The 20,236-nt window shown below is 43.7% G+C and carries 19 protein-coding genes; 5 read left to right on the forward strand and 14 right to left on the reverse strand.

Features of this window, described 5'->3' with window-relative positions:
* The first annotated feature begins 115 nt into the window (after positions 1–115).
* Both sbcB and cdd read left to right on the forward strand, forming a co-directional pair.
* On the forward strand, positions 116–1,528 hold the full coding sequence (sbcB, locus tag SWP_RS13610) for an exodeoxyribonuclease I (RefSeq protein WP_020913106.1): 1,413 nt from the start codon (positions 116–118) through the stop codon (positions 1,526–1,528).
* A gap of 97 nt (positions 1,529–1,625) precedes the next feature.
* A complete protein-coding gene (gene cdd, locus SWP_RS13615; RefSeq protein WP_020913107.1) occupies positions 1,626–2,516 on the forward strand; it encodes a cytidine deaminase in 891 nt (296 codons plus the stop codon).
* A 67-nt stretch (positions 2,517–2,583) separates the two neighbouring features.
* On the opposite strand, the gene SWP_RS13620 is transcribed toward cdd, so the two are convergent.
* From SWP_RS13620 to SWP_RS13675, 12 genes are all read right to left on the reverse strand, one after another.
* On the reverse strand, positions 2,584–3,459 hold the full coding sequence (locus SWP_RS13620) for an NAD(P)-dependent oxidoreductase (RefSeq protein ID WP_020913108.1): 876 nt from the start codon (positions 3,457–3,459) through the stop codon (positions 2,584–2,586).
* Between the two features lie 145 nt (positions 3,460–3,604).
* Positions 3,605–4,084 carry an acyl-CoA thioesterase gene (locus SWP_RS13625; protein ID WP_020913109.1) on the reverse strand — a complete coding sequence of 160 codons (480 nt, stop codon included), beginning with the start codon at positions 4,082–4,084 and terminating at the stop codon, positions 3,605–3,607.
* Between the two features lie 180 nt (positions 4,085–4,264).
* On the reverse strand, positions 4,265–4,633 hold the full coding sequence (locus tag SWP_RS13630) for a hypothetical protein (RefSeq protein WP_020913110.1): 369 nt from the start codon (positions 4,631–4,633) through the stop codon (positions 4,265–4,267).
* A 511-nt stretch (positions 4,634–5,144) separates the two neighbouring features.
* Positions 5,145–6,383, reverse strand: a complete 1,239-nt coding sequence (gene fabF, locus SWP_RS13635) for a beta-ketoacyl-ACP synthase II (RefSeq protein WP_020913112.1) — start codon at positions 6,381–6,383, stop codon at positions 5,145–5,147.
* A 200-nt stretch (positions 6,384–6,583) separates the two neighbouring features.
* Positions 6,584–6,817 (reverse strand): acyl carrier protein, encoded by a 234-nt coding sequence (gene acpP, locus SWP_RS13640; protein WP_011496723.1) that lies wholly within the window; start codon positions 6,815–6,817, stop codon positions 6,584–6,586.
* A gap of 159 nt (positions 6,818–6,976) precedes the next feature.
* Positions 6,977–7,723, reverse strand: a complete 747-nt coding sequence (gene fabG, locus SWP_RS13645; protein WP_020913114.1) for a 3-oxoacyl-ACP reductase FabG — start codon at positions 7,721–7,723, stop codon at positions 6,977–6,979.
* 9 nt (positions 7,724–7,732) lie between these two features.
* Positions 7,733–8,659 (reverse strand): ACP S-malonyltransferase, encoded by a 927-nt coding sequence (gene fabD / locus SWP_RS13650; protein ID WP_020913115.1) that lies wholly within the window; start codon positions 8,657–8,659, stop codon positions 7,733–7,735.
* A 43-nt stretch (positions 8,660–8,702) separates the two neighbouring features.
* Positions 8,703–9,662, reverse strand: coding sequence for a beta-ketoacyl-ACP synthase III (locus SWP_RS13655; RefSeq protein ID WP_020913116.1), 960 nt, complete (start codon positions 9,660–9,662; stop codon positions 8,703–8,705).
* A 10-nt stretch (positions 9,663–9,672) separates the two neighbouring features.
* Positions 9,673–10,701 carry a phosphate acyltransferase PlsX gene (gene plsX, locus SWP_RS13660; RefSeq protein ID WP_020913117.1) on the reverse strand — a complete coding sequence of 343 codons (1,029 nt, stop codon included), beginning with the start codon at positions 10,699–10,701 and terminating at the stop codon, positions 9,673–9,675.
* Between the two features lie 15 nt (positions 10,702–10,716).
* Positions 10,717–10,887: a 50S ribosomal protein L32 gene (gene rpmF / locus SWP_RS13665; RefSeq protein ID WP_020913118.1), complete on the reverse strand. Its 171-nt coding sequence runs from the start codon at positions 10,885–10,887 to the stop codon at positions 10,717–10,719.
* A 17-nt stretch (positions 10,888–10,904) separates the two neighbouring features.
* Positions 10,905–11,429, reverse strand: a complete 525-nt coding sequence (gene yceD, locus SWP_RS13670) for a 23S rRNA accumulation protein YceD (protein WP_020913119.1) — start codon at positions 11,427–11,429, stop codon at positions 10,905–10,907.
* 358 nt (positions 11,430–11,787) lie between these two features.
* Positions 11,788–11,988 (reverse strand): hypothetical protein, encoded by a 201-nt coding sequence (locus SWP_RS13675; RefSeq protein ID WP_044555927.1) that lies wholly within the window; start codon positions 11,986–11,988, stop codon positions 11,788–11,790.
* Between the two features lie 248 nt (positions 11,989–12,236).
* Here SWP_RS13675 and SWP_RS13680 point away from each other — a divergent pair, with 248 nt between their 5' ends.
* Positions 12,237–12,818: a Maf family protein gene (locus SWP_RS13680; RefSeq protein ID WP_020913121.1), complete on the forward strand. Its 582-nt coding sequence runs from the start codon at positions 12,237–12,239 to the stop codon at positions 12,816–12,818.
* 106 nt (positions 12,819–12,924) lie between these two features.
* Here SWP_RS13680 and SWP_RS13685 read toward each other — a convergent pair whose 3' ends face one another.
* Positions 12,925–13,572, reverse strand: a complete 648-nt coding sequence (locus tag SWP_RS13685; RefSeq protein ID WP_020913122.1) for an HAD-IA family hydrolase — start codon at positions 13,570–13,572, stop codon at positions 12,925–12,927.
* A complete protein-coding gene (rluC, locus tag SWP_RS13690) occupies positions 13,569–14,528 on the reverse strand; it encodes a 23S rRNA pseudouridine(955/2504/2580) synthase RluC (RefSeq protein ID WP_044555928.1) in 960 nt (319 codons plus the stop codon). The genes SWP_RS13685 and rluC overlap by 4 nt, the downstream gene beginning before the upstream one ends.
* A gap of 599 nt (positions 14,529–15,127) precedes the next feature.
* On the opposite strand from rluC, the gene rne reads away from it, so the two are divergent.
* On the forward strand, positions 15,128–18,487 hold the full coding sequence (gene rne / locus SWP_RS13695) for a ribonuclease E (protein ID WP_020913124.1): 3,360 nt from the start codon (positions 15,128–15,130) through the stop codon (positions 18,485–18,487).
* Between the two features lie 128 nt (positions 18,488–18,615).
* Entirely contained in the window at positions 18,616–20,175 is a 1,560-nt protein-coding gene (locus SWP_RS13700) for a SulP family inorganic anion transporter (protein ID WP_044555929.1), read from the forward strand.
* Positions 20,176–20,236 lie beyond the last annotated feature (61 nt).

The raw sequence follows: 20,236 nt of genomic DNA on the forward strand, positions 1-20,236 counted from the left end.
TATCAAACTGACGTTAATTCAAGCAAGTAAAGCACTCTAATGCTGAAGTTAAGACAATCACGCTAACACGGTGCTATGATGAATCCACTTAATAGAAGTTGATAGCCACTATTTTATGCCTTCGAAAAAACAAAACACCCTCTTCTGGCACGATTATGAGACTTTCGGCGCAAACCCAGCAAAAGACAGACCATCGCAATTTGCTGGTGTTAGAACGGATATGGAACTCAATATAATAGATGAGCCAGTGACCTTTTACTGTAAGCTGGCAAACGACTACCTCCCTTCGCCAGAAGCCATATTGATTACCGGGATCACTCCGCAATTAGCGAATCAAAAAGGTACGCCAGAAGCCGAGTTTATGGCAAAAGTTCACCAGCAGTTTAGCCAAGAGAACACCTGTGTCGTTGGTTATAACTCTATTCGATTCGATGATGAAGTCTCGCGTTACGGCTTTTATCGTAACTTTTTTGACCCCTATGCAAGGGAGTGGCAAAACGGTAATAGTCGCTGGGATATTATCGATTTGGTTCGAGCTTGCTATGCATTTAGACCAGATGGGATTAATTGGCCACAAAAAGAAGATGGTTCCCCAAGCTTTAAGTTAGAGCAATTGACTGTTGCTAATGGTCTTAGCCATGAAAAAGCACATGATGCGATGTCTGATGTTTATGCCACCATTGGCATGGCAAAACTAATAAAGTCAGTACAGCCTAAACTGTTCGATTACTACTTTAGCCTGCGCAAAAAGCAAGAAGTGTCGAAGTTAATCGATGTACTAGCAATGAAGCCTTTAGTGCATGTCAGTTCTAAAATCAGTGCACTAAATGGCTGTACAACGCTAATAGCCCCTCTGGCATATCACTCCACCAATAAGAATGCAGTTATTTGCGTTAATTTAGCGATGGATGTCACGCCATTGATAGAGCTTACCGCTGAGCAGATCCGTGAGCGCATGTATACACGGCGCGAAGACTTAGCGGAAGATGAATTACCAATCGGTTTAAAACAGATCCATATCAACAAGAGTCCTTTTCTTGCTGGAGCCAAAACACTCACCGATGACAATGCTGCTCGATTAGATATCGATAAAGCATTTGCTAGAGAGCAATACAAAAAATTAAGGCTGCACCCAGAAATCCGTGAAAAACTGGTAGCAGTGTTTGATCTGCAATCTGATCGTGAAATTGCAGACCCTGATCTTCAACTATACAGCGGTGGTTTCTTTAGTCAGGCTGACAAAGCGAAGATGGAGATGATCCGTAATACTAAACCGATGAACCTTGCAGCATTAGAGTTAACATTTGATGACGAACGCCTACCTGAGATGTTATTTAGGTACCGTGCTCGAAATTACCCTGAAACGTTAAATGACTCAGAGCTATTGCGCTGGCGAGAGTTTTGCCAACCAAGACTCAATGATCCTGATTACATGATCAGATTGGAAAATATCATTGAAGAAACAGAGCAAAATGAGTCAAAACAAAAATTACTCCAAGCTTTATGTCATTATCTTAGAAGCATTTAGGGTTTTCAGGTGATAAAGTGCGATCTCTGTCGCATTCTAGATGTAATAAGCTTACTAGAATGACATTTCATTAGCGTTAAATAAAAGGAAGTAGCATATGCAAGACCGTTTTCTAAAAAGCATAGCTAATTTACCAGAAGCTTTAGCGAAGGCTATCGTGCCTATGCTAGATAAAGACTTTGCTGGGCATCTCGATGCACAGCAAATTGAAGAGCTTAAAACGGCATCACAGTTAACAGAGCAAGATTTGTTACTAGCACTGCTACCAATAGCTGCAGCGCTTGCAAGAGTACCTATCAGTGAATTTTATGTAGGCGCTATTGCTAAAGGCAAGAGTGGCGATATCTACATGGGGGCCAACCTTGAACTTGCCGGTGAGGCACTATTTCATTCCGTTCATGCAGAACAAAGTGCAATTAGCCATGCTTGGTTAAGTGGCGAACGCCAAATTGAAGATGTCATCGTTAACTTTTCACCATGTGGCCACTGTCGCCAATTTATGAATGAGCTAGTTGAAGGCCAGAAGGTGAACATTCACCTTCCTGAACAAAAAACTCAACCTCTATCACACTATCTACCCTATGCCTTTGGTCCAGGCGATCTCAATATCACAGAGCCCTTGCTAACCAAGCAGCAGCATGAGCTGAGCCTTGACAGCTCAGACCCGATGATAATTGAAGCTGTCGATCATGCGGGGCTAAGCTACGCACCTTACACTAAGAACTATGCGGCTGTGGTATTAGAGACTAAAGATGGGGTGACCTACTCAGGCCGTTACGCTGAAAATGCAGCGTTTAATCCATCGATGTTACCGATGCAAATGGCATTATCCAATATGGCTCGCCATAACCGTGATTTCAGCGAGATAAACCGCGCAGTGTTAATAGAATCCTCAAAAGGCAGCGTTTCTTTAGTGGGTGCGACTATGGATGCATTACATGCGGTTGCCGCAGTTGAACTCGAACATATTGTTGTAGAATCTGAATAGTTGCTTATTGAAGTTTACAACTGAAAATGGACTGCCTAGGCAGTCCATTTTTGCATTAAACTAAAAATTAGCTTCTATTCTTCTCTAGCTTTGCAAGTAAGCTAGAGGTGTCCCAACGATTTCCTCCCATCGCTTGCACTTCAGAGTAGAATTGATCGACTAATGCAGTAAGCGGAAGATGTGAACCGTTACGACGCGCTTCTTCCAGCGCAATGCCTAAGTCTTTGCGCATCCAGTCGATAGCAAAACCGAAATTGTATTCGCCCTGCCACATGGTTTGGTAGCGATTTTCCATCTGCCATGACTGGGCGGCACCTTTACTTATCACTTCAACCACTTTCTCGCCATCAAGTCCTGCACTGCGAGCAAAATGTAGCCCTTCAGAAAGCCCCTGTACTACACCTGCTATACAGATTTGATTAACCATTTTGGTTAACTGTCCAGCCCCTACGTCTCCAAGAAGCTCAGCGCAGCGAGCATAGGAATCTATTACAGGTTTTACCTTTTCAAATACTTCAATGTTGCCACCCGCCATCACGGTTAACACACCGTTTTCAGCGCCGGCTTGTCCCCCCGAAACTGGGGCATCGATAAAACCAATGTTCATTTCACTAGCGGCTGCACCTAGCTCTCTGGCGACATCGGCAGAAGCAGTGGTATGATCAACTAAAATTGCACCACTATTCATACCAGCTAATACACCGTCTTCGGTCAATGTAACTTGCCTTAAGTCATCATCGTTTCCAACACAAACAAATACAACATCTTGCCCCTGTGCTGCTGCTTTTGGGGTTGAATAATATTGTCCAGAAAACTCTTCGCTCCAAGCCTTAGCTTTAGCTTCAGTTCGATTATATACCGTTACTTTGTGGCCATTCTTAACGAGATGCCCAGCCATGGGATAGCCCATGACACCTAAACCGATAAATGCAACTTTAGCCATTAGTGTTCCTATTTGTAGGGAGTTATATTTGTATATTGTTTTAAAGCATTCTACTGTGGTTGGCTTAAACAAAAAAGTCTCTAAACAATAATAAAAAAAGCCAGCAAGATGCTAGCTTTTATTATTTAGTCGGATTGAGCAAAGCTTATAAAGTGACGTGGGCTTCCATTTCTGCGCCAATTTTCTTACGCATTTCCATTAATCGTACCGCTGATTCACGTAGCTCTATGTCAGCAGCGGTAGTGGGAACCCACTCAGGCACTTGCGTGGGTTTTCCTTCATCGTCAACGGCAACCATAATCAAAACACAGTGTGTTGTAAGGTGTCGGTCAGATCCCTTTGGATCGCCAGCTTTAACATCAATGCCGAGATGCATAGATGATCTACCAGTATAAATCACCTTAGCCGTGACCTCGACTATGTTACCGACGTAAATAGGCTTTACAAATCGAATACCGCCCGCATAAGCGGTGATACAGTACTTACCACTCCAGCCAGCCGCACAGGCGTAACCCGCGAGATCGATCCACTTCATTACCGCCCCGCCGTGGACTTTACCACCAAAATTTACATCTGCAGGTTCAGCTAAAAATCGTAATGTGAGTAGTCTATCAGTTCCAGCCATATCGACCTCATAGGGAAGTAATTTAAGCCGTCAGTTTACACCCTTTTACCTAGCAACACATTAATCGAATTCTATTATATTATCGCAATCCTTATATGCTGGATGGAGTGTTGAAACCAGCAATGCGACGACTAGCTAAGCAGTTCCCGAGCTCAAAATAGTAAAAGAATACCGATAATACTAACCGAGCTGAGCGACCAGATAACAACCAGTAGCCATAATTGGTACCGATAATCGGTAAAGCCATAATTGCGCATTGCTGCCTATGAATTTGCCTCCTTTAATCAGCCCATAAGCTAAAATGCCTGCTAAAAATAACCCCAGTACAAGTACGCCAGATACCACGCTATATTCATCGCTAATAGAAATAGCAGTGATTAGCAATCCAAACCAAATAAAAGCAAAACCAGCTGCTGCGGCATTGAAAGTTTTTACGCCAATAACGAGCTTAGGGTGCCAATGAGCACTCTCGCCCCTGACAAGTTCATTTAGGTTTGCAGTCATCATCCCCAATGCCGACATGACAGGGAGTACAAGTGGGTTTATCAATTTGAATCCTTAAATTGTGTATGGCTATCTAAGTGCGCAGTATCTACCTAGCCAACTGGTTATACCAGTAACAATTTGCAAGGTTAAGTAAGGTTAATCTGCAATATATTCTCTGTTAACCTAATACTAATCAGTATAAGAAGTTGATCTACTCAGAGTGTTTTTGGCGAACTAATTCAAGGCAGGCTATCCAAAGTGAGTAATGACATAATGCTTGTTCCCTTATGAGTTTATTCAACACAGAAGTTGGCAGCCATAAACGCTCCTTAGCAATGAGTTCTAGCGGCTTTGATGCTGCGTTAATGAACTTGAAGCAAGTCTCACTATGCTCGTCATTCATTGTTAACCACATGGCCTAGCATGCTTAAGGCACTACCTCAAAACCGCTAAACTCTCGCTGAGCGATCAAATCTTTATACTGATTGGTATAACCTCAATAATTCTGGTTCTTGGGAGAGATTTTGGCATAAAAAAAGCGCCTAAAAGGCGCTTTCTAACTAACATATTTTGACTAGACTTTTTTAAATAACAGTGAGCCGTTAGTGCCACCAAAACCGAAGGAGTTACACAGACCATAGTCAAACTTAAGAACTCGCGCGGTATGCGGTACAAAATCTAAATCGCAACCTTCATCTGGATTATCTAGATTCAAAGTAGGCGGAATGACTTGGTCTTTAAGCGCCAATAACGTCACAATGGCCTCAAGCGAGCCTGCAGCTCCTAGCAGGTGCCCTGTCATCGATTTAGTCGAGCTAACCACTAAATCATAGGCATGGTCGCCAAAAGTTGATTTAACCGCAGCAGCTTCAGCCTTGTCACCTGCTGGAGTTGATGTGCCATGGGCATTAATATAGCCAATTGCTTCACGAGCAATTTTTGCATCATTAATAGCATTGACCATAGCAGCGGCTGCGCCCGCACCGTCACTTGGTGGTGACGTCATATGAAATGCATCACCGCTCATGCCAAAACCAACGAGCTCACCGTAAATGGTCGCTCCACGTGCTTTAGCATGCTCATACTCTTCCATGACCATCACACCCGCACCGTCACCAATAACAAAACCATCGCGGTCTTTATCCCACGGACGGCTGGCAGCTTGTGGATCATCGTTGCGAGTTGACAGTGCCTTTGCAGAACCAAAACCCGCGACAGCTAATGGGCAAGTCACATCTTCCGCTCCACCTGCCACCATAACATCTGCATCGCCATAAGCGATTGTACGCGCCGCAAAGCCGATATTGTGAACACCAGTGGTACAAGCCGTAGTCACCGCAAAGTTAGGTCCAGTCATGCCGTATTTAATCGACAGGTGACCTGAAATCATATTGATAATCGTGCTTGGCACGAAAAATGGTGACACTTTACGCGGCCCACCTTTCATCAATGCTGCATAGTTTTGCTCTATCAAAGGCATTCCGCCCATACCTGCACCAATAGCGGTTCCGACGCGAGTAGGGTCCAGTTTATCCATCTCTAGACCAGAGTCATCCATCGCTTGGATCCCTGCTGCCATGCCATATTGGATAAAAAGATCCATCTTTCGAGCATCTTTGCGTGACATGTACTGCTCGACATCGAAGTCTTTAACAGAACCGCTAAAGCGAGTCGTGAACTCGCTAGCATCAAATTTGGTAATGGGTGCGATCCCACTTTTACCTGAAACAAGAGACTTCCAGGTAGAATCTACTGTATTGCCCACAGGGCTAACTAAGCCTAAGCCAGTTACGACGACACGACGTTTAGACACGCTATCACCTTTATCTTATTAAAAATGAATTGTTATGATAGTACTTATCGAATTGAACTACCAACAGCTTCATGAGCCTAGCCTGATTGGTATATTGTAGCGGAAGCGAGGAGAATATTGCTTTAAGACTTACATCAACCAGCGGCTTTCAGAAACAAAAACAGGCGGCATAAATGCCGCCTGTTTTCAGAAATTCTAGATTACTGATTCTTAGAAACGTAATCGATCGCTGCTTGAACAGTAGTGATCTTTTCTGCTTCTTCATCAGGGATCTCGGTATCAAACTCTTCTTCTAGAGCCATAACCAATTCAACAGTGTCTAGAGAATCTGCACCTAAATCGTCAACGAAAGATGCTGCTGATTTAACGTCTTCTTCTTTAACACCTAGTTGCTCGATGATGATTTTCTTTACACGTTCTTCGATGTTGCTCATTGTTTTCTTTCCTATTCAAATTACGCACTTGCGCAAGATTTCGAGTAGTTTATTGAATTTGACAGACATTGCAAGCTTAACCTTTGTGGTCTAACCACAAAATTGGCTCACTATTGATGCAGATCACCTCCCTAAGGAGGCAATAGCCTGTCGTTCCCTTTAAACCATGTACATGCCGCCATTCACATGAAGAGTCTCTCCAGTGATGTAAGCGGCAGAGTCTGACGCTAAAAAGAGGACTGCGTTAGCAATTTCCTGCGCCTGACCAAGCCTTTCCATTGGCACCTGCGACATAATAGCTTGTTGCTGGTCTTCTGTCAGCTCATCTGTCATATCTGTCTGGATAAATCCAGGAGCAATAGCATTCACTGTTATTTGACGAGATGCAACCTCTCTTGCAAGAGATTTTGTAAATCCTATCAAACCAGCTTTAGCAGCCGCATAGTTAGTTTGGCCTGCATTGCCCATGGTGCCTACCACAGAGCCAATATTAATGATGCGTCCGTGACGTTTTTTCATCATAGGTCTCATGACCGCTTTTGAAGTACGGAACAATGAAGTCAGATTCGTGTCAACGATATCTTGCCACTCATCATCTTTCATTCGCATCAACAAATTGTCACGAGTTATACCGGCGTTATTAACTAAAATGTCAACATCACCTGCTTTTTCTTTAATCGTTGCGAACAAGGCTTTAACAGAGTCGCCATCGGTCACGTTTAAAACAAGACCATGGCCGTTATCACCTAAGTAAGCTTGGATCGCTTCTGCGCCGCGCTCACTGGTTGCAGTACCGATAACTACAGCACCAGCAGACACTAATGTTTCTGCAACGGCTCGGCCAATACCACGGCTAGCGCCTGTTACTAGGGCTACTTTACCTGTTAAATCAAAACTTATGCTCATCAGATTTCCTTATTCGGTCAATGCAGCGAAAGACGCAGCATCGTTAATTGCTTTTGCTGTTAGTGAACGATTTATACGTTTACTGAGCCCTGTTAATACCTTTCCAGGTCCAATTTCAAACAGATCGGTTATACCTTGTGATGCCATCAGTTCAACAGTTTCAGACCATCTTACTGGGCAATAAAGTTGACGAACTAATGCATCTTTAATCTCTTGCTCAGCAACTGGGCTGGCAACATCAACATTATTCAACACTGTTACTGAAGGAGCGCTGAACTCAATATCATTAAGTGCGATCGCAAGCTTGTCTGCAGCAGGTTTCATTAGCTGGCAATGAGACGGTACGCTGACTGGCAAAGCAACCGCCATTTTTGCACCGTTTTCTTTACATAATGCCGCCGCACGTTCTACTGCTGCTTTTTCACCCGCTATGACAACTTGGCCTGGGCTGTTGTAATTTACAGGGCTGACCACGTCGCCTTGTGAAGCTTCTTCACACGCTTTAGCAATCGCATCATTGTCTAAGCCTATGATTGCAAACATGGCACCCGTACCCGCTGGTACCGCCTGCTGCATGAGCTGACCACGAAGCTCTACCAATTTAATTGCCGCTTCAAAGTCAATCACACCTGCACACACTAGCGCAGAGTACTCACCTAAGCTATGTCCAGCCATTACTTTTGGTAAAGTCTTACCAGAAGCTATATAAGCACGATAAATAGCGACACTTGCCGCGAGTAGAGCGGGTTGTGTCTTATCGGTTTCGTTAAGTGTCTCAACGGGGCCTTGTTGAACCAGTTCCCATAAATCATAACCGAGAACCTGACTAGCTTGAGCAAATGTCTCAGCAACAACAGGTTGGGACTCAGCCAATTCAGCTAACATGCCTAAAGCTTGGGAGCCTTGACCTGGGAATACAAAAGCGGTGTTTTCCATATTCAAATACCTTCCAATTTACGTCTTGCCGTTAATACGGCAGTTAAAACTTCACCAAAGCGCTTCCCCAGGCAAATCCTGCACCAAAGGCTTCGAGTAATATCATTTGACCACGCTGGATACGACCATCTCTTACGGCCTCATCAAGTGCAATAGGCACAGAGGCAGCGGACGTATTACCATGTTTAGCTAGAGTCAGTACAACTTTATCAAGACTCATGTCCAATTTCTTTGCGGTAGCTTTAATAATTCTAAAGTTTGCTTGATGTGGCACTAGCCAATCAATATCAGATTTTTCTATGTTGTTTTGACGTAATGTTTCAGTCACGACATGGGACAATTGCGTAACAGCAACTTTAAACACATCGTTACCTTTCATTGTCATATAACCCACAGCTTCAGAGGTTTCCCCTTTGCGCGGCGGTATAGAACACTTCAGCAAATCGCCTTGGCGGCCATCAGCATAGATATGTGTAGAAATAATACCTGGCTCAGTTGCTGCGCCAACAACTGCAGCGCCAGCTCCATCACCAAACAATATAATTGTTGATCGGTCTTCTGGCTCACATAAGCGTGATAACACATCAGCGCCAATCACCAGTACATTACGCGCCGCACCTGATTTTACATATTGATCAGCAACAGATAGTGCATAAACGAAACCAGAGCAAGCTGCTGCAATATCAAATGCAGGAATGGTATGGATACCTAGCATTGCTTGAATTTCACAAGCTGCTGCAGGGAAAGCATTACTCGCACTGGTTGTGCCGCAAACAATCATATCGATTTCAGTTGCATCAATACCAGCCATTTCAATAGCTTTGACAGCTGCTTGATAACCCATTGTAGCCACTGTTTCATCAGCAGCTGCAATGCGGCGCTCTGAAATACCTGTGCGCTCGACTATCCATTGAACGGTGGTTTCAACCATTTTTTCAAGATCTTGATTACTGCGCACTTGTACCGGTAGATAACTACCAGTACCGAGAATTTTTGTATGCATAAGGAATTTATCAGCTATTAATGTCTAAAAGAATCGACTCAAGACGGTCTTCGATCATCTGTGGGAGTCGACGTTGTGCTTCCGTCACTGCCAAGCATATCGCTTGTAAAAAAGCAGCTTCGTCTGCACACCCATGACTTTTTACTACAATTCCGCGCAATCCTATCAGACTTGCTCCATTATAGTGGTCGGGGTTCATCTGATTTAGCAAAGAATGAATACGTGGTGCTATTATTTTGGCGAGAATTCGAACAAAGAAGCCTTCCGTCAGACCTTTTTTCAATTGGTGGGTAAGCAGCCTTGCAATACCTTCTGACGTTTTAAGGGTAATATTACCGACAAAGCCATCACAAACAATAACGTCAACATTACCAGAATAGATCTCATCGCCTTCAATAAAACCAGTGTAGTTTACTTGGGGAATTTGTTGCAGTAATTGACCCGCTTGTTGAACCTGGTCATTACCTTTTATCTCTTCAATACCCACGTTAAGCAACGCGACTTTTGGCGAAACTGTTTTATCAACCGTTTCGCTCAGTACCGAACCCATCACCGCAAACTGAAATAACGTTTCAGAATCACAAGAGACGTTTGCCCCCAAATCGAGTAAATAAACAGGCGTATTGTTAACAGCAGGTAAGCAGCTAACTAGCGCAGGCCGGTCTATACCTGGTAATGTCTTAAGCAATACTTTAGACATTGCCATTAACGCACCTGTATTGCCAGCACTTAAGCAAGCTTGTGCTTTACCGTCCCGCACTAACTCTATTGCTATACGCATTGAGCTTTGTTTACGATTTCTTAAGGCGTGAACAGGTCGATCAGACATAGTCACCACTTCGGTTGTATGTTTAATCTCAATTCGGCGTTTGATTTCTGGTTCAGCAGGTACTAGATATTCGTCGATCTGGACTTGATCGCCCACGAGAATAACTTTTAAGAGGGGATTTAAGCGAAGTGCCTGCAAAGTTGCAGGCACTGTGATGCGGGGACCAAAGTCGCCCCCCATCGCATCTAACGCAAGCGTCAGATTTGTCATCAGGGTCTCAACAAATTACTTGTTGATAACCTTTTGACCACGGTAGAAACCGTCCGCAGTCACGTTGTGACGACGGTGAAGTTCACCACTCGTTGCATCCACTGATAATTGAGCTGTGCTCAAAGAATCATGTGAACGACGCATACCGCGCTTTGAACGAGATTTTTTGTTCTGTTGTACTGCCATGGGACCTGTCTCCTAGATTACTTGCTCTTCAGTTTTTCTAACACTGCAAACGGATTTGGACGCTCCTCTTGAGCGGGTTCAATCACGCCTACGACTACATCTTGTTTACCTTGATGACAATTTTCATTCTCATGCATGGCAATCAAAGGCATAGCAACTATCAATTCATCTTCGATCAATTGATGTAGACGGACTTCGCCAATTTCATTGCACTCAATTGGCTCATACGCATCCGGGAGCTCATCGATTTCAGCTTCAGTCTTACAAAGACCAAAACTAAACTCGACCGTAACCTCAGTGGTAAATAGTGTCATACAACGTTGACAATTCAGAGTGAGCTCCGTCACAGCCTTCCCGTTAAGGTAGACTATCCCCTGTATATCTACGCCACATTCAAGCGACACTGCCACATCAGAACAGTCGCCGGCACATAATTCATTTAATCGCTTTAACTGCTTACCGGGCACCAAACCTTCATAAGAAAGTTGACTGGCGGAAGCGCGAACGGGATCAATTGAAACCGGTATCTTTACTGTTTGCATAAGGCGCGCATTTTAGGTGAATTTTAGCAGAAGTCAACACCCTTATACTTCCAAGGTGATGAACAGCTGTTAGATTCAGCTAACGTGAGTTGTTAGGTAACCACATTGTACAAGAAACCCAAGGCCCATGACATTAAATTTCAGCGGGAAGTGAGTTTAAGTGTTCGTAAATTCGTCGGCCACGCTATTTTTGTGATAACAATGGCAGTCTTGTGCTGAATTTAGCTATTTACTCAACTGCATAGGCTTTGTAATAGCTATCAGGCATACGATTTAATCAGCCAATCTGCAGCGGTTGCCTAACGCAAGCTAACGCGACCAAACCTAGATAGATAAAACTAGCTTCACAATACCATCGTTAAACTACGTTCCGCTCATCTTTACCAGCATTAGATACCCAATTAACAATCGTATGATCAAGCTTTGCGATCCCCTCTCTAGCCACAGCCCCTAATACCATTGCAAATAAGATGGTCGGGTAAAACGGTCTGCTAACCTCTCCACTTAAGTGAACCACAACGCTGAGCATGATTAAAATAGCAACCCATAACTTAAACATATTGATCTCCAATGTAGCTGTTGAATACCGCCACACAATAGCGTGTGCAAACTGTACAACTGCTGACTATGACACCAATACATCATTAACCCGTAAATATTGACACAAATAGACCAACACTAGTTACTTAAGTGACCATGAACTTCAGGTGCAAGTTCCTATTTGTCGTAATAACGCTTGCATATACTTGCTTTTTTTAGCGAAAATCCCAATTAACTTTTATAACGTACCTATAGAAAGGCAAATTCATGTCAAAGCCGCTTATATTGGCTTCAACTTCACCATTTAGAAAACAATTGTTAGAAAAGCTCAATTTGACTTTTAGTTGCTGCTCGCCTGAAGTAGATGAAACAGCTTTAGAAAATGAAACACCTGTTAACTTGGTCCTTAGGCTGGCAAAACTTAAAGCCGCAGCTGGTGCCGATAAATACAAAGAAGGTGTTGTTATTGGTTCAGACCAAGTTGCCGTGATTAACGATAAGATTATTGGTAAGCCAATGAATCGTGAAACTGCAATAGAACAGCTCAGTCAAGCCAGTGGCCAGGCAATAACCTTTTATACAGGCCTTGCAGTACATAATATTGAAAGTGGTGAAGTAGAGGCTATAGTCGAGCCGTATGTCGTCCACTTTAGAACGCTTAGCCAACAGGCTATTAACCATTATATCGATATAGAACAGCCATTTTATTGCGCTGGTAGTTTTAAGAGTGAAGGCTTAGGTATTGCGCTTTTTGAAAAACTAGAAGGAAAAGATCCAAATACATTAGTCGGTCTGCCGCTAATTTCACTTATCGATCTGCTGCAGCGACAAGGTATTACAGTACTGTAATACAACATACTAAGCTTTAAAACTTAGTATGTTGCAGTCGAAGCATCTGTTTTCTAGCCAGTGCTTCGATATACAGCTTTAAATGAGCATTAAGATAATAAGACCACTACTTCAGTAGAGTTAGCAGTCCCAACGGTTCAGTAATAATGGCTTTAGGCTTTGCAGTGATTAGCTTTTCAACGCTATGCGCTCCATAGCTTACCCCTACTGCATCTATGCCCGCATTATTAGCCATGTTTAAGTCATGTAGCGAATCCCCGACCATCACCGCTCGCTCTGGTGCTACTTTCAGTTGCTCTAAAAGCTCATGCAGCATATCTGGGTTGGGTTTGCTTTTTGATTCATCGGCACAGCGACTAGATTCAAAATGATGACCCAAGCCAGTTTCTGCTAGCACACGATTTAAGCCATTTCGGCCTTTGCCTGTCGCCACCGCCATGCGGTAGTTTCTTGCTGCCAATTCAGTTAGCAGTCTCTCGCTGCCATCAAATAGTGGGCTCGGAGTGGTATTGAGCGTTAAGTAATGATCTTTGTATGATGCAATCATTGGAACAAAGTCGGCTTTGTCTAACAAGGGGTAAAGCGTCTTAAGAGCTTCATCCATCGACAAACCAATAATGTCACGCACCGCTTGCTCGCTAGGAACACTCAGTGATAATGAGCCTGCCATTTGCTGCATGCAGGTAACAATTTTACTGACAGAATCCATTAGGGTTCCGTCCCAATCAAAAATAACTAACTCGTAGGGTTTCATACTTTTTTAAGCTTACTCAAGGTTGATTCTAAGATAGGGTCTAGAGGTGCCTTTACCTGCATAACTTCATCAGTGTCAGGATGAATAAACCTTAGCTGAGCTGCATGTAAGAACAAACGATTTAATCCATGCGCGCGCATAGAATCATCGAATTTCTGCTCACTGTATTTCTCGTCACAAGCGATAGGATGGCCTGCATATTGGCAATGCACACGAATTTGGTGAGTACGACCGGTAATTGGACTTGCTTGTACCAGCGTTGCATCACTATAGCGCTGCATAATTTTAAAGCGGGTTTCAGATTCTTTCCCCTCTTTATTCACTCTAACAATACGTTCACCAGACTTAAGCGTTAACTTTAATAGTGGCGCTTTGACGGCTTTGTCATGCTTTTGCCATTCACCTCTCACAAGTGCAAGGTAATCCTTTTGCATTTTTTTATATCGAAGCTGGTCATGCAGGTGCTTAAGTGCACTGCGTTTCTTGGCAATCAATAAAAGACCAGATGTATCTTTATCCAAGCGATGTACCAGTTCTAAAAATTTTTGCTGGGTTCGTAGCGAGCGCATTGCTTCAATCACACCGAAATCAACACCACTTCCACCGTGCACCGCAATTCCTGATGGTTTATTCAGTACGATAATGAATTTATCTTCGTAGATAATTCGATTTTCAAGCTGAGAAACCTTAGTTAATTTTGCTGACGGTCCAGGTCGACCTTCAGACTCAGAGACTCGCACAGGCGGGATTCGAACGACATCTCCATCTTGTAATTTGTACTCAGGTTTGATGCGTTTTTTATTAACCCTAACCTCCCCTTTTCGTACAATCCGATAGATCATACTTTTAGGGACGCCTTTCAACTTAGTTAATAGAAAATTATCTATACGCTGTCCGGTATGGTCCTCATCAATGGTAACCATTCGAACTTCTACTTTTGGAGATGGAGTATTCATGCTGCGCCGCTATGTGTTTCGTTGCGACGTATTGTACAACAAGTGAAAAGAATTGTGCCTTTTCAATTGCTGATTTTATCTATTATTGCTATATTTCTCCCGCTAACTGGGATAATTAGTGGATAAAGTGTTCACAAGTCCCCGAAGCATTACGTTAAAGCATGAGACTAAAAATGTTTACTGTTTGATAGTAAATAATTGATTTACAGGTCGTTGTATTAATCAAAAGGTCAATAAATGGACCTTCACGACTAAATCAAAACGTAAACCCAACTTACAACTGGTTTCTCTGCTCTAAACGTCCCAATTTCGAAGAATAATTTTAACTCGTCGTCAGACGCTACCATTTCGAATTGGCATTACTGGAAAGTATTTTAAGAATTTATGGGGTTGGTTGACGTTTTTACAACGAATTCCTTGTTTTTGTAAACATTAAAAAATAAGCCATAAATAGGATGCGACACGCAGCGAATGCGTCTAACAGCAAATGCGCACCTTGCCTAGAGACTGACCGTGAGGTCCTGTTTTTTAATCCTAGGCCCGTAATGCAGTGAAAGAAGTATCGTTTGATGACCTTTATAAAGAAGAATTAAGTCATCATGAAACGGATGTTAATCAATGCAACTCAATCTGAAGAGTTGCGCGTAGCCCTTGTTGATGGGCAACAATTATACGATCTAGATATTGAAAGCCCAGGTCACGAACAAAAGAAAGCAAACATCTATAAAGGAACGATCACTCGTGTTGAGCCGTCTTTAGAAGCTGCTTTTGTTGACTATGGCGCTGATCGCCATGGCTTCCTACCGCTTAAAGAGATCGCTCGCGAATATTTCCCAAAAGGTTACTCTTTCCAAGGCCGTCCTAACATTAAGGAAGTGGTTAAAGAAGGCCAAGAAGTCATCATTCAAATTGATAAAGAAGAGCGTGGCAACAAAGGCGCTGCGCTAACAACCTTTATCAGCCTTGCTGGTTCTTACTTAGTCTTAATGCCAAATAACCCACGTGCAGGCGGGATTTCTCGTCGTATCGAAGGTGATGAGCGCACAGAGCTAAAAGCTGCACTATCAGAGCTTGATATTCCACAAGGTATGGGCCTTATTGTTCGTACTGCAGGTGTTGGTAAAGACCCAGCAGAGCTAAAATGGGACTTAAAAGTTCTACAACATCACTGGGCTGCAATTAAAGAAGCGGCTGAAAGTGCACCAGCGCCATTCTTAATCCACCAAGAAAGTAACGTGATTGTTCGCGCTATTCGCGACTATTTACGTCGTGATGTTGGCGAGATCCTTATTGATCACCCTCGTATATATGAGCAAGCCAAGGAGCACGTTTCATTAGTACGTCCAGACTTTGTTGAACGTATTAAGCGTTATGATGCTGAAGTTCCACTATTTACCCACTTCCAAATTGAAACGCAGATTGAATCAGCATTCCAACGTGAAGTGCGTTTACCTTCTGGCGGTTCAATTGTTATCGACCCAACAGAAGCGCTAACTTCTATCGATATTAACTCTGCCCGAGCAACTAAAGGTGGAGATATTGAAGAGACGGCACTGAACACTAACTTAGAAGCCGCTGACGAGATTGCACGTCAATTACGTTTGCGTGATCTAGGTGGTTTGGTCGTTATTGATTTCATTGACATGACGCCCGTTCGCCATCAACGTGAAGTTGAAAAGCGCATGCAAGATGCCGTGCACCACGACAGAGCTCGTGTTCAACTAGGCCGTATCTCACGCTTTGGTTTGATGGAGATGTCACGTCAGCGTCTACGCCCTTCTTTAGAAGAGTCTGCCGCTCACCTTTGTCCTCGCTGTCATGGACAAGGCACTATTCGTGGTACTGAGTCACTTGCACTTTCCATCTTACGCTTGATGGAAGAGGAAGCAATTAAAGAGAACACATCACAAATTGAAGCGATTGTACCTGTTGATGTTGCAGCCTTCCTACTGAACGAAAAGCGTAAAGCGATTCGTATCACCGAAGAGCGCCACAATGTTGAAGTGTATGTGATCCCAGATCCAAACATGACAACACCAGATTATCGAGTTGTTCGTCATCGTAAAGATGATCAGATCAGCGAGTCTAGCTATAAGCTACTTGAGCAAGAAGAGGCTAAGCTATACGAACCTCGTAAGCTCGAGCGCGCAGCACCACCGCAACCAGCTCTTAAAGGTTTCTCTTCACCTAAGAAAGTCGCTCCAGTTGAAGTCGAAACAAAACCAGCACCAGCTAAAGCTGCCGAGCCAGGTCTGTTTGCTAAGATAGCTGCTGCAATCAGTTCGCTATTTGCTAGCAACGAAGAGCCTAAAGTTGAGCCTAAACAGCAAGACAAAGGAAGCCGTAACGGTCAGTCTCGTAACAATAACCGTCGTAACAATAATCGTCGTAATGACCCTCGTCGCAACCGCAGCGAAGGCCGCAACGAAGGCCGCAACGAGAATCGTAATGGCAACGAGCAAAATAAAGACAAGCGTAATAAGAGCAATCGTAATGACGCTAATGACAACCGTTCAAAAGCTCAAGATGATAATAAACGCCCACAACGCAATGAGAAGCCTCGTAAGCAAGCAGAGGCTAACAACGAAAATGCTGAGCCTAAGCAAGAAGCTGCACGAGAGCGTCGTCAACGTCGCAACATGCGTCGTAAAGTGCGTGTAAGTAATGAGCAAGAAGAAGTAAAAGAAGTTGTAGCGAATACTGAAGCACCTGTACAAGTGAAAGCTGACGATAAGCCAGCCCGCCCTAAGCGCCAGCCTCGTAAGCCAAGAGCAAAGGTTGAAGCAGTTGAAAACGCTGAAGTCACTGCAGAGGTTTCAGCTAATGTCGAAACCGTTGCAAATGATAAAGCAACTAGTACAGAAGCAAGTACAGTAAAACAAGCAGCGCCTAAAGCAGAATCAGTATCGACGCCAGTCGAAGCAACTGAGTCAGCTGACGCTGAACAAACGCCTGCCGATGATAAGTCTCGTGAGCCTCGTGAAGGTCAACGTAGAAGTCGTCGTAGTCCTCGTCATCTTCGCGCTGCTGGTCAACGTCGTCGTCGTGATGAAGACACTCAGCAAGGTGATGAAAATGCCGCAGAAGCTGTATTTACACCAAACGAAGACATTGAATCTATACAAGCGATAGAAACTCATGTTGAAGCGCCGGTAACACCAGTCGTTGAAGCTAAAGTTGAAGCAACTGCAACAGCTGAAGTTGTTAAGGCTGATAACGTAGAAGTTGTTGAAGCTAAAGTAGAAAAACCACAGCCAGCAAAAGCAAGCTCTGTTGCAAGCTCTTCTGCGATGAACACTTCACCAGCTTTTAAGCCAACAGTTAACGTTGAGCCTAAGCCAGTAGATGTCCCAGAAGTTAAAGCTGTTGAAGCCGCTGTAGTGTCTGAGCCTGCTGTAGAAGTTATTGTTGAGACGCCGGCTCCAGTAGCTGCAGCTCCTATTAAAGCTGAAGCTGTGAAGGCTGAGCCAGTAGCAGAAGCTGAAGCACCAGTTAAAACAGAAGCAGTGAAGACTGAGCCAGCAGAAGCTAAAGCGCCAGTTAAAACAGAAGCTGTGAAGGCTGAGCCAGTAGAAGCTAAAGCGCCAGTTAAAACAGAAGCTGTGAAGGCTAAGCCAGCAAAAGCTAAAGCGCCAGTTAAAGCCAAGCCTGTAGAAACAGCGGCCAGCTCAAAGGCGGCATCGGCACCGATGGCAAAACCTGCTGCAATTAAGCCTACCGAAGCAAAAACTATCGAAAAGGTTGTTGCGGAACCCGCTGCGGAAGCAAAACCAGCCACTAAAGCTAAACCAGCGAGTCGATTCGGTTCTATGGTGATGTCAGAAATGACTAAACCTGTTGTTGAAGTCAGAGAAAATATTGAAACACCTACAGGTCGTCAATATGAAGCATCTGAAAAAAATAACGACGTGAAACCACGTGTTGCAAATAGCGCTAACTCAGATATGTCTCGTACCTAATCTAGAGTAAAGCAGTATCGAAAAAGCCATGCTGAAGAGCATGGCTTTTTTTATGTTAAAATTAGCTTAATTTTGGTAGTATGCGCGCCCAGACATATATCAATCAACAAACAATTAACAGAGGCTAAATGTTCGATCTCATTCGTCACAAAACTGCCAGTTCAAGAGCTGACTTACTTTCAGGCTTAACCGTCGCCCTTGCTTTAGTTCCAGAGGCTGTTGCATTTGCATTCGTTGCAGGTGTTGAACCTATGGTTGGCTTATATGCCGCCTTTATCATGGGATTAATTACCGCACTCATTGGTGGTCGCCCAGGCATGATTTCAGGTGCTACTGGCGCGATGGCAGTGGTGATGGTCGCCCTAGTTGCTGAACATGGCGTACAGTATCTTTTTGCTGCTGTCGTGCTAGCAGGTCTTATACAAGTCTCGGCTGGTGTACTAAAGCTCGGTAAATTTATCCGAATAGTGCCCTACCCGGTAATGATAGGCTTTGTAAACGGTTTAGCTATTGTCATCTTCTTAGCACAGCTAGGACAGTTCCAAACTCCTGACGCAAACGGTGTAATGAGCTGGCTACCACAGGATCAGTTATTACTGATGTTAGGGCTTGTTGCGCTGACGATGGCGATTATTCAGTTCTTACCAAAACTGACCACGACAATACCGTCATCTTTAGCGGCTATTTTAACGGTAACCTTATTAGTCACATTCTTGAATCTTGATACGCGTACCGTATTAGATTTCTTGAAATCAATGAGTGGTGATGAGCACGCAACCATTGCTGGTAGCTTACCAACATTCTCTATTCCAGCGGTAGAATTTAGCCTGGCAACACTTTACATCATCTTGCCTTACTCACTAATCCTTGCTGCTGTTGGTCTTATTGAGTCACTACTAACGCTAACTGTTATTGATGAGATGACAGGTACTCGTGGCCGAGGTAATAAAGAGTGTATTGGTCAAGGCGTCGGTAACATCACGAGCGGCTTCTTTGGCGCTATGGGTGGTTGTGCGATGATTGGTCAGTCAATGATTAACATTAATTCTGGCGGACGTGGCCGTTTATCAGGAATAACCGCTGCAGTGGCACTGCTTGCGTTTATTTTGTTTGGTTCATCACTGATTGAAATGATCCCACTCGCGGCACTTGTCGGCGTAATGTTTATGGTGGTTTTAGGTACGTTTGAATGGGCTAGCTTTAAGGTTATGCGCAAAGTACCTAAGCACGATGCTTTTGTGATTATCCTAGTGACAATCGTAACTGTATTTACCGATCTCGCGTTCGCCGTATTTGTTGGTGTCATCGTATCGGCACTTGTGTTCGCATGGGAACATGCAAAACATATCAATGTAGAGATCAGTGAAGACAAGAATGGCTGGAAAGTATATAAACTTAATGGCCCACTATTCTTTGGTTCAGTCGCTGAGTTTTTAGAGCTGTTTCACGCCAAGACAGATCCTGAAGATGTGATTGTTGATTTCCAAAACTCACGTGTATGTGACCACTCAGCACTTGATGCTATTGATACCCTTGCAGAGCGTTATGTAAGCGCGGGTAAAAAACTGCACCTGCGTCACCTAAGTAACGACTGTAAAGAGTTGTTGCATAAAGCAGGTGATTTAGTTGAAGTTAACTTAATCGAAGATCCACATTACAAAGTAGCGGACGATAAGCTCGATTCGTAAAAATCGAGTATATTAATCACACAAAAAAGACGAGCGTAAGGCTCGTCTTTTTTTATCTATA

Origin of the sequence: Shewanella piezotolerans WP3 (assembly GCF_000014885.1) — a bacterium.
In the GTDB taxonomy this organism is placed as follows: domain Bacteria; phylum Pseudomonadota; class Gammaproteobacteria; order Enterobacterales; family Shewanellaceae; genus Shewanella; species Shewanella piezotolerans.

Coding starts and splice junctions, on each gene's coding strand:
- sbcB (WP_020913106.1), top strand. CDS start 116: ATGCCTTCGAAAAAACAAAACACCCTCTTCTGGCACGATTATGAGACT.
- cdd (WP_020913107.1), top strand. CDS start 1,626: ATGCAAGACCGTTTTCTAAAAAGCATAGCTAATTTACCAGAAGCTTTA.
- SWP_RS13620 (WP_020913108.1), bottom strand. CDS start 3,459: ATGGCTAAAGTTGCATTTATCGGTTTAGGTGTCATGGGCTATCCCATG.
- SWP_RS13625 (WP_020913109.1), bottom strand. CDS start 4,084: ATGGCTGGAACTGATAGACTACTCACATTACGATTTTTAGCTGAACCT.
- acpP (WP_011496723.1), bottom strand. CDS start 6,817: ATGAGCAACATCGAAGAACGTGTAAAGAAAATCATCATCGAGCAACTA.
- fabG (WP_020913114.1), bottom strand. CDS start 7,723: ATGAGCATAAGTTTTGATTTAACAGGTAAAGTAGCCCTAGTAACAGGC.
- fabD (WP_020913115.1), bottom strand. CDS start 8,659: ATGGAAAACACCGCTTTTGTATTCCCAGGTCAAGGCTCCCAAGCTTTA.
- SWP_RS13655 (WP_020913116.1), bottom strand. CDS start 9,662: ATGCATACAAAAATTCTCGGTACTGGTAGTTATCTACCGGTACAAGTG.
- plsX (WP_020913117.1), bottom strand. CDS start 10,701: ATGACAAATCTGACGCTTGCGTTAGATGCGATGGGGGGCGACTTTGGT.
- rpmF (WP_020913118.1), bottom strand. CDS start 10,887: ATGGCAGTACAACAGAACAAAAAATCTCGTTCAAAGCGCGGTATGCGT.
- yceD (WP_020913119.1), bottom strand. CDS start 11,429: ATGCAAACAGTAAAGATACCGGTTTCAATTGATCCCGTTCGCGCTTCC.
- SWP_RS13675 (WP_044555927.1), bottom strand. CDS start 11,988: ATGTTTAAGTTATGGGTTGCTATTTTAATCATGCTCAGCGTTGTGGTT.
- SWP_RS13680 (WP_020913121.1), top strand. CDS start 12,237: ATGTCAAAGCCGCTTATATTGGCTTCAACTTCACCATTTAGAAAACAA.
- SWP_RS13685 (WP_020913122.1), bottom strand. CDS start 13,572: ATGAAACCCTACGAGTTAGTTATTTTTGATTGGGACGGAACCCTAATG.
- rluC (WP_044555928.1), bottom strand. CDS start 14,528: ATGAATACTCCATCTCCAAAAGTAGAAGTTCGAATGGTTACCATTGAT.
- rne (WP_020913124.1), top strand. CDS start 15,128: ATGAAACGGATGTTAATCAATGCAACTCAATCTGAAGAGTTGCGCGTA.
- SWP_RS13700 (WP_044555929.1), top strand. CDS start 18,616: ATGTTCGATCTCATTCGTCACAAAACTGCCAGTTCAAGAGCTGACTTA.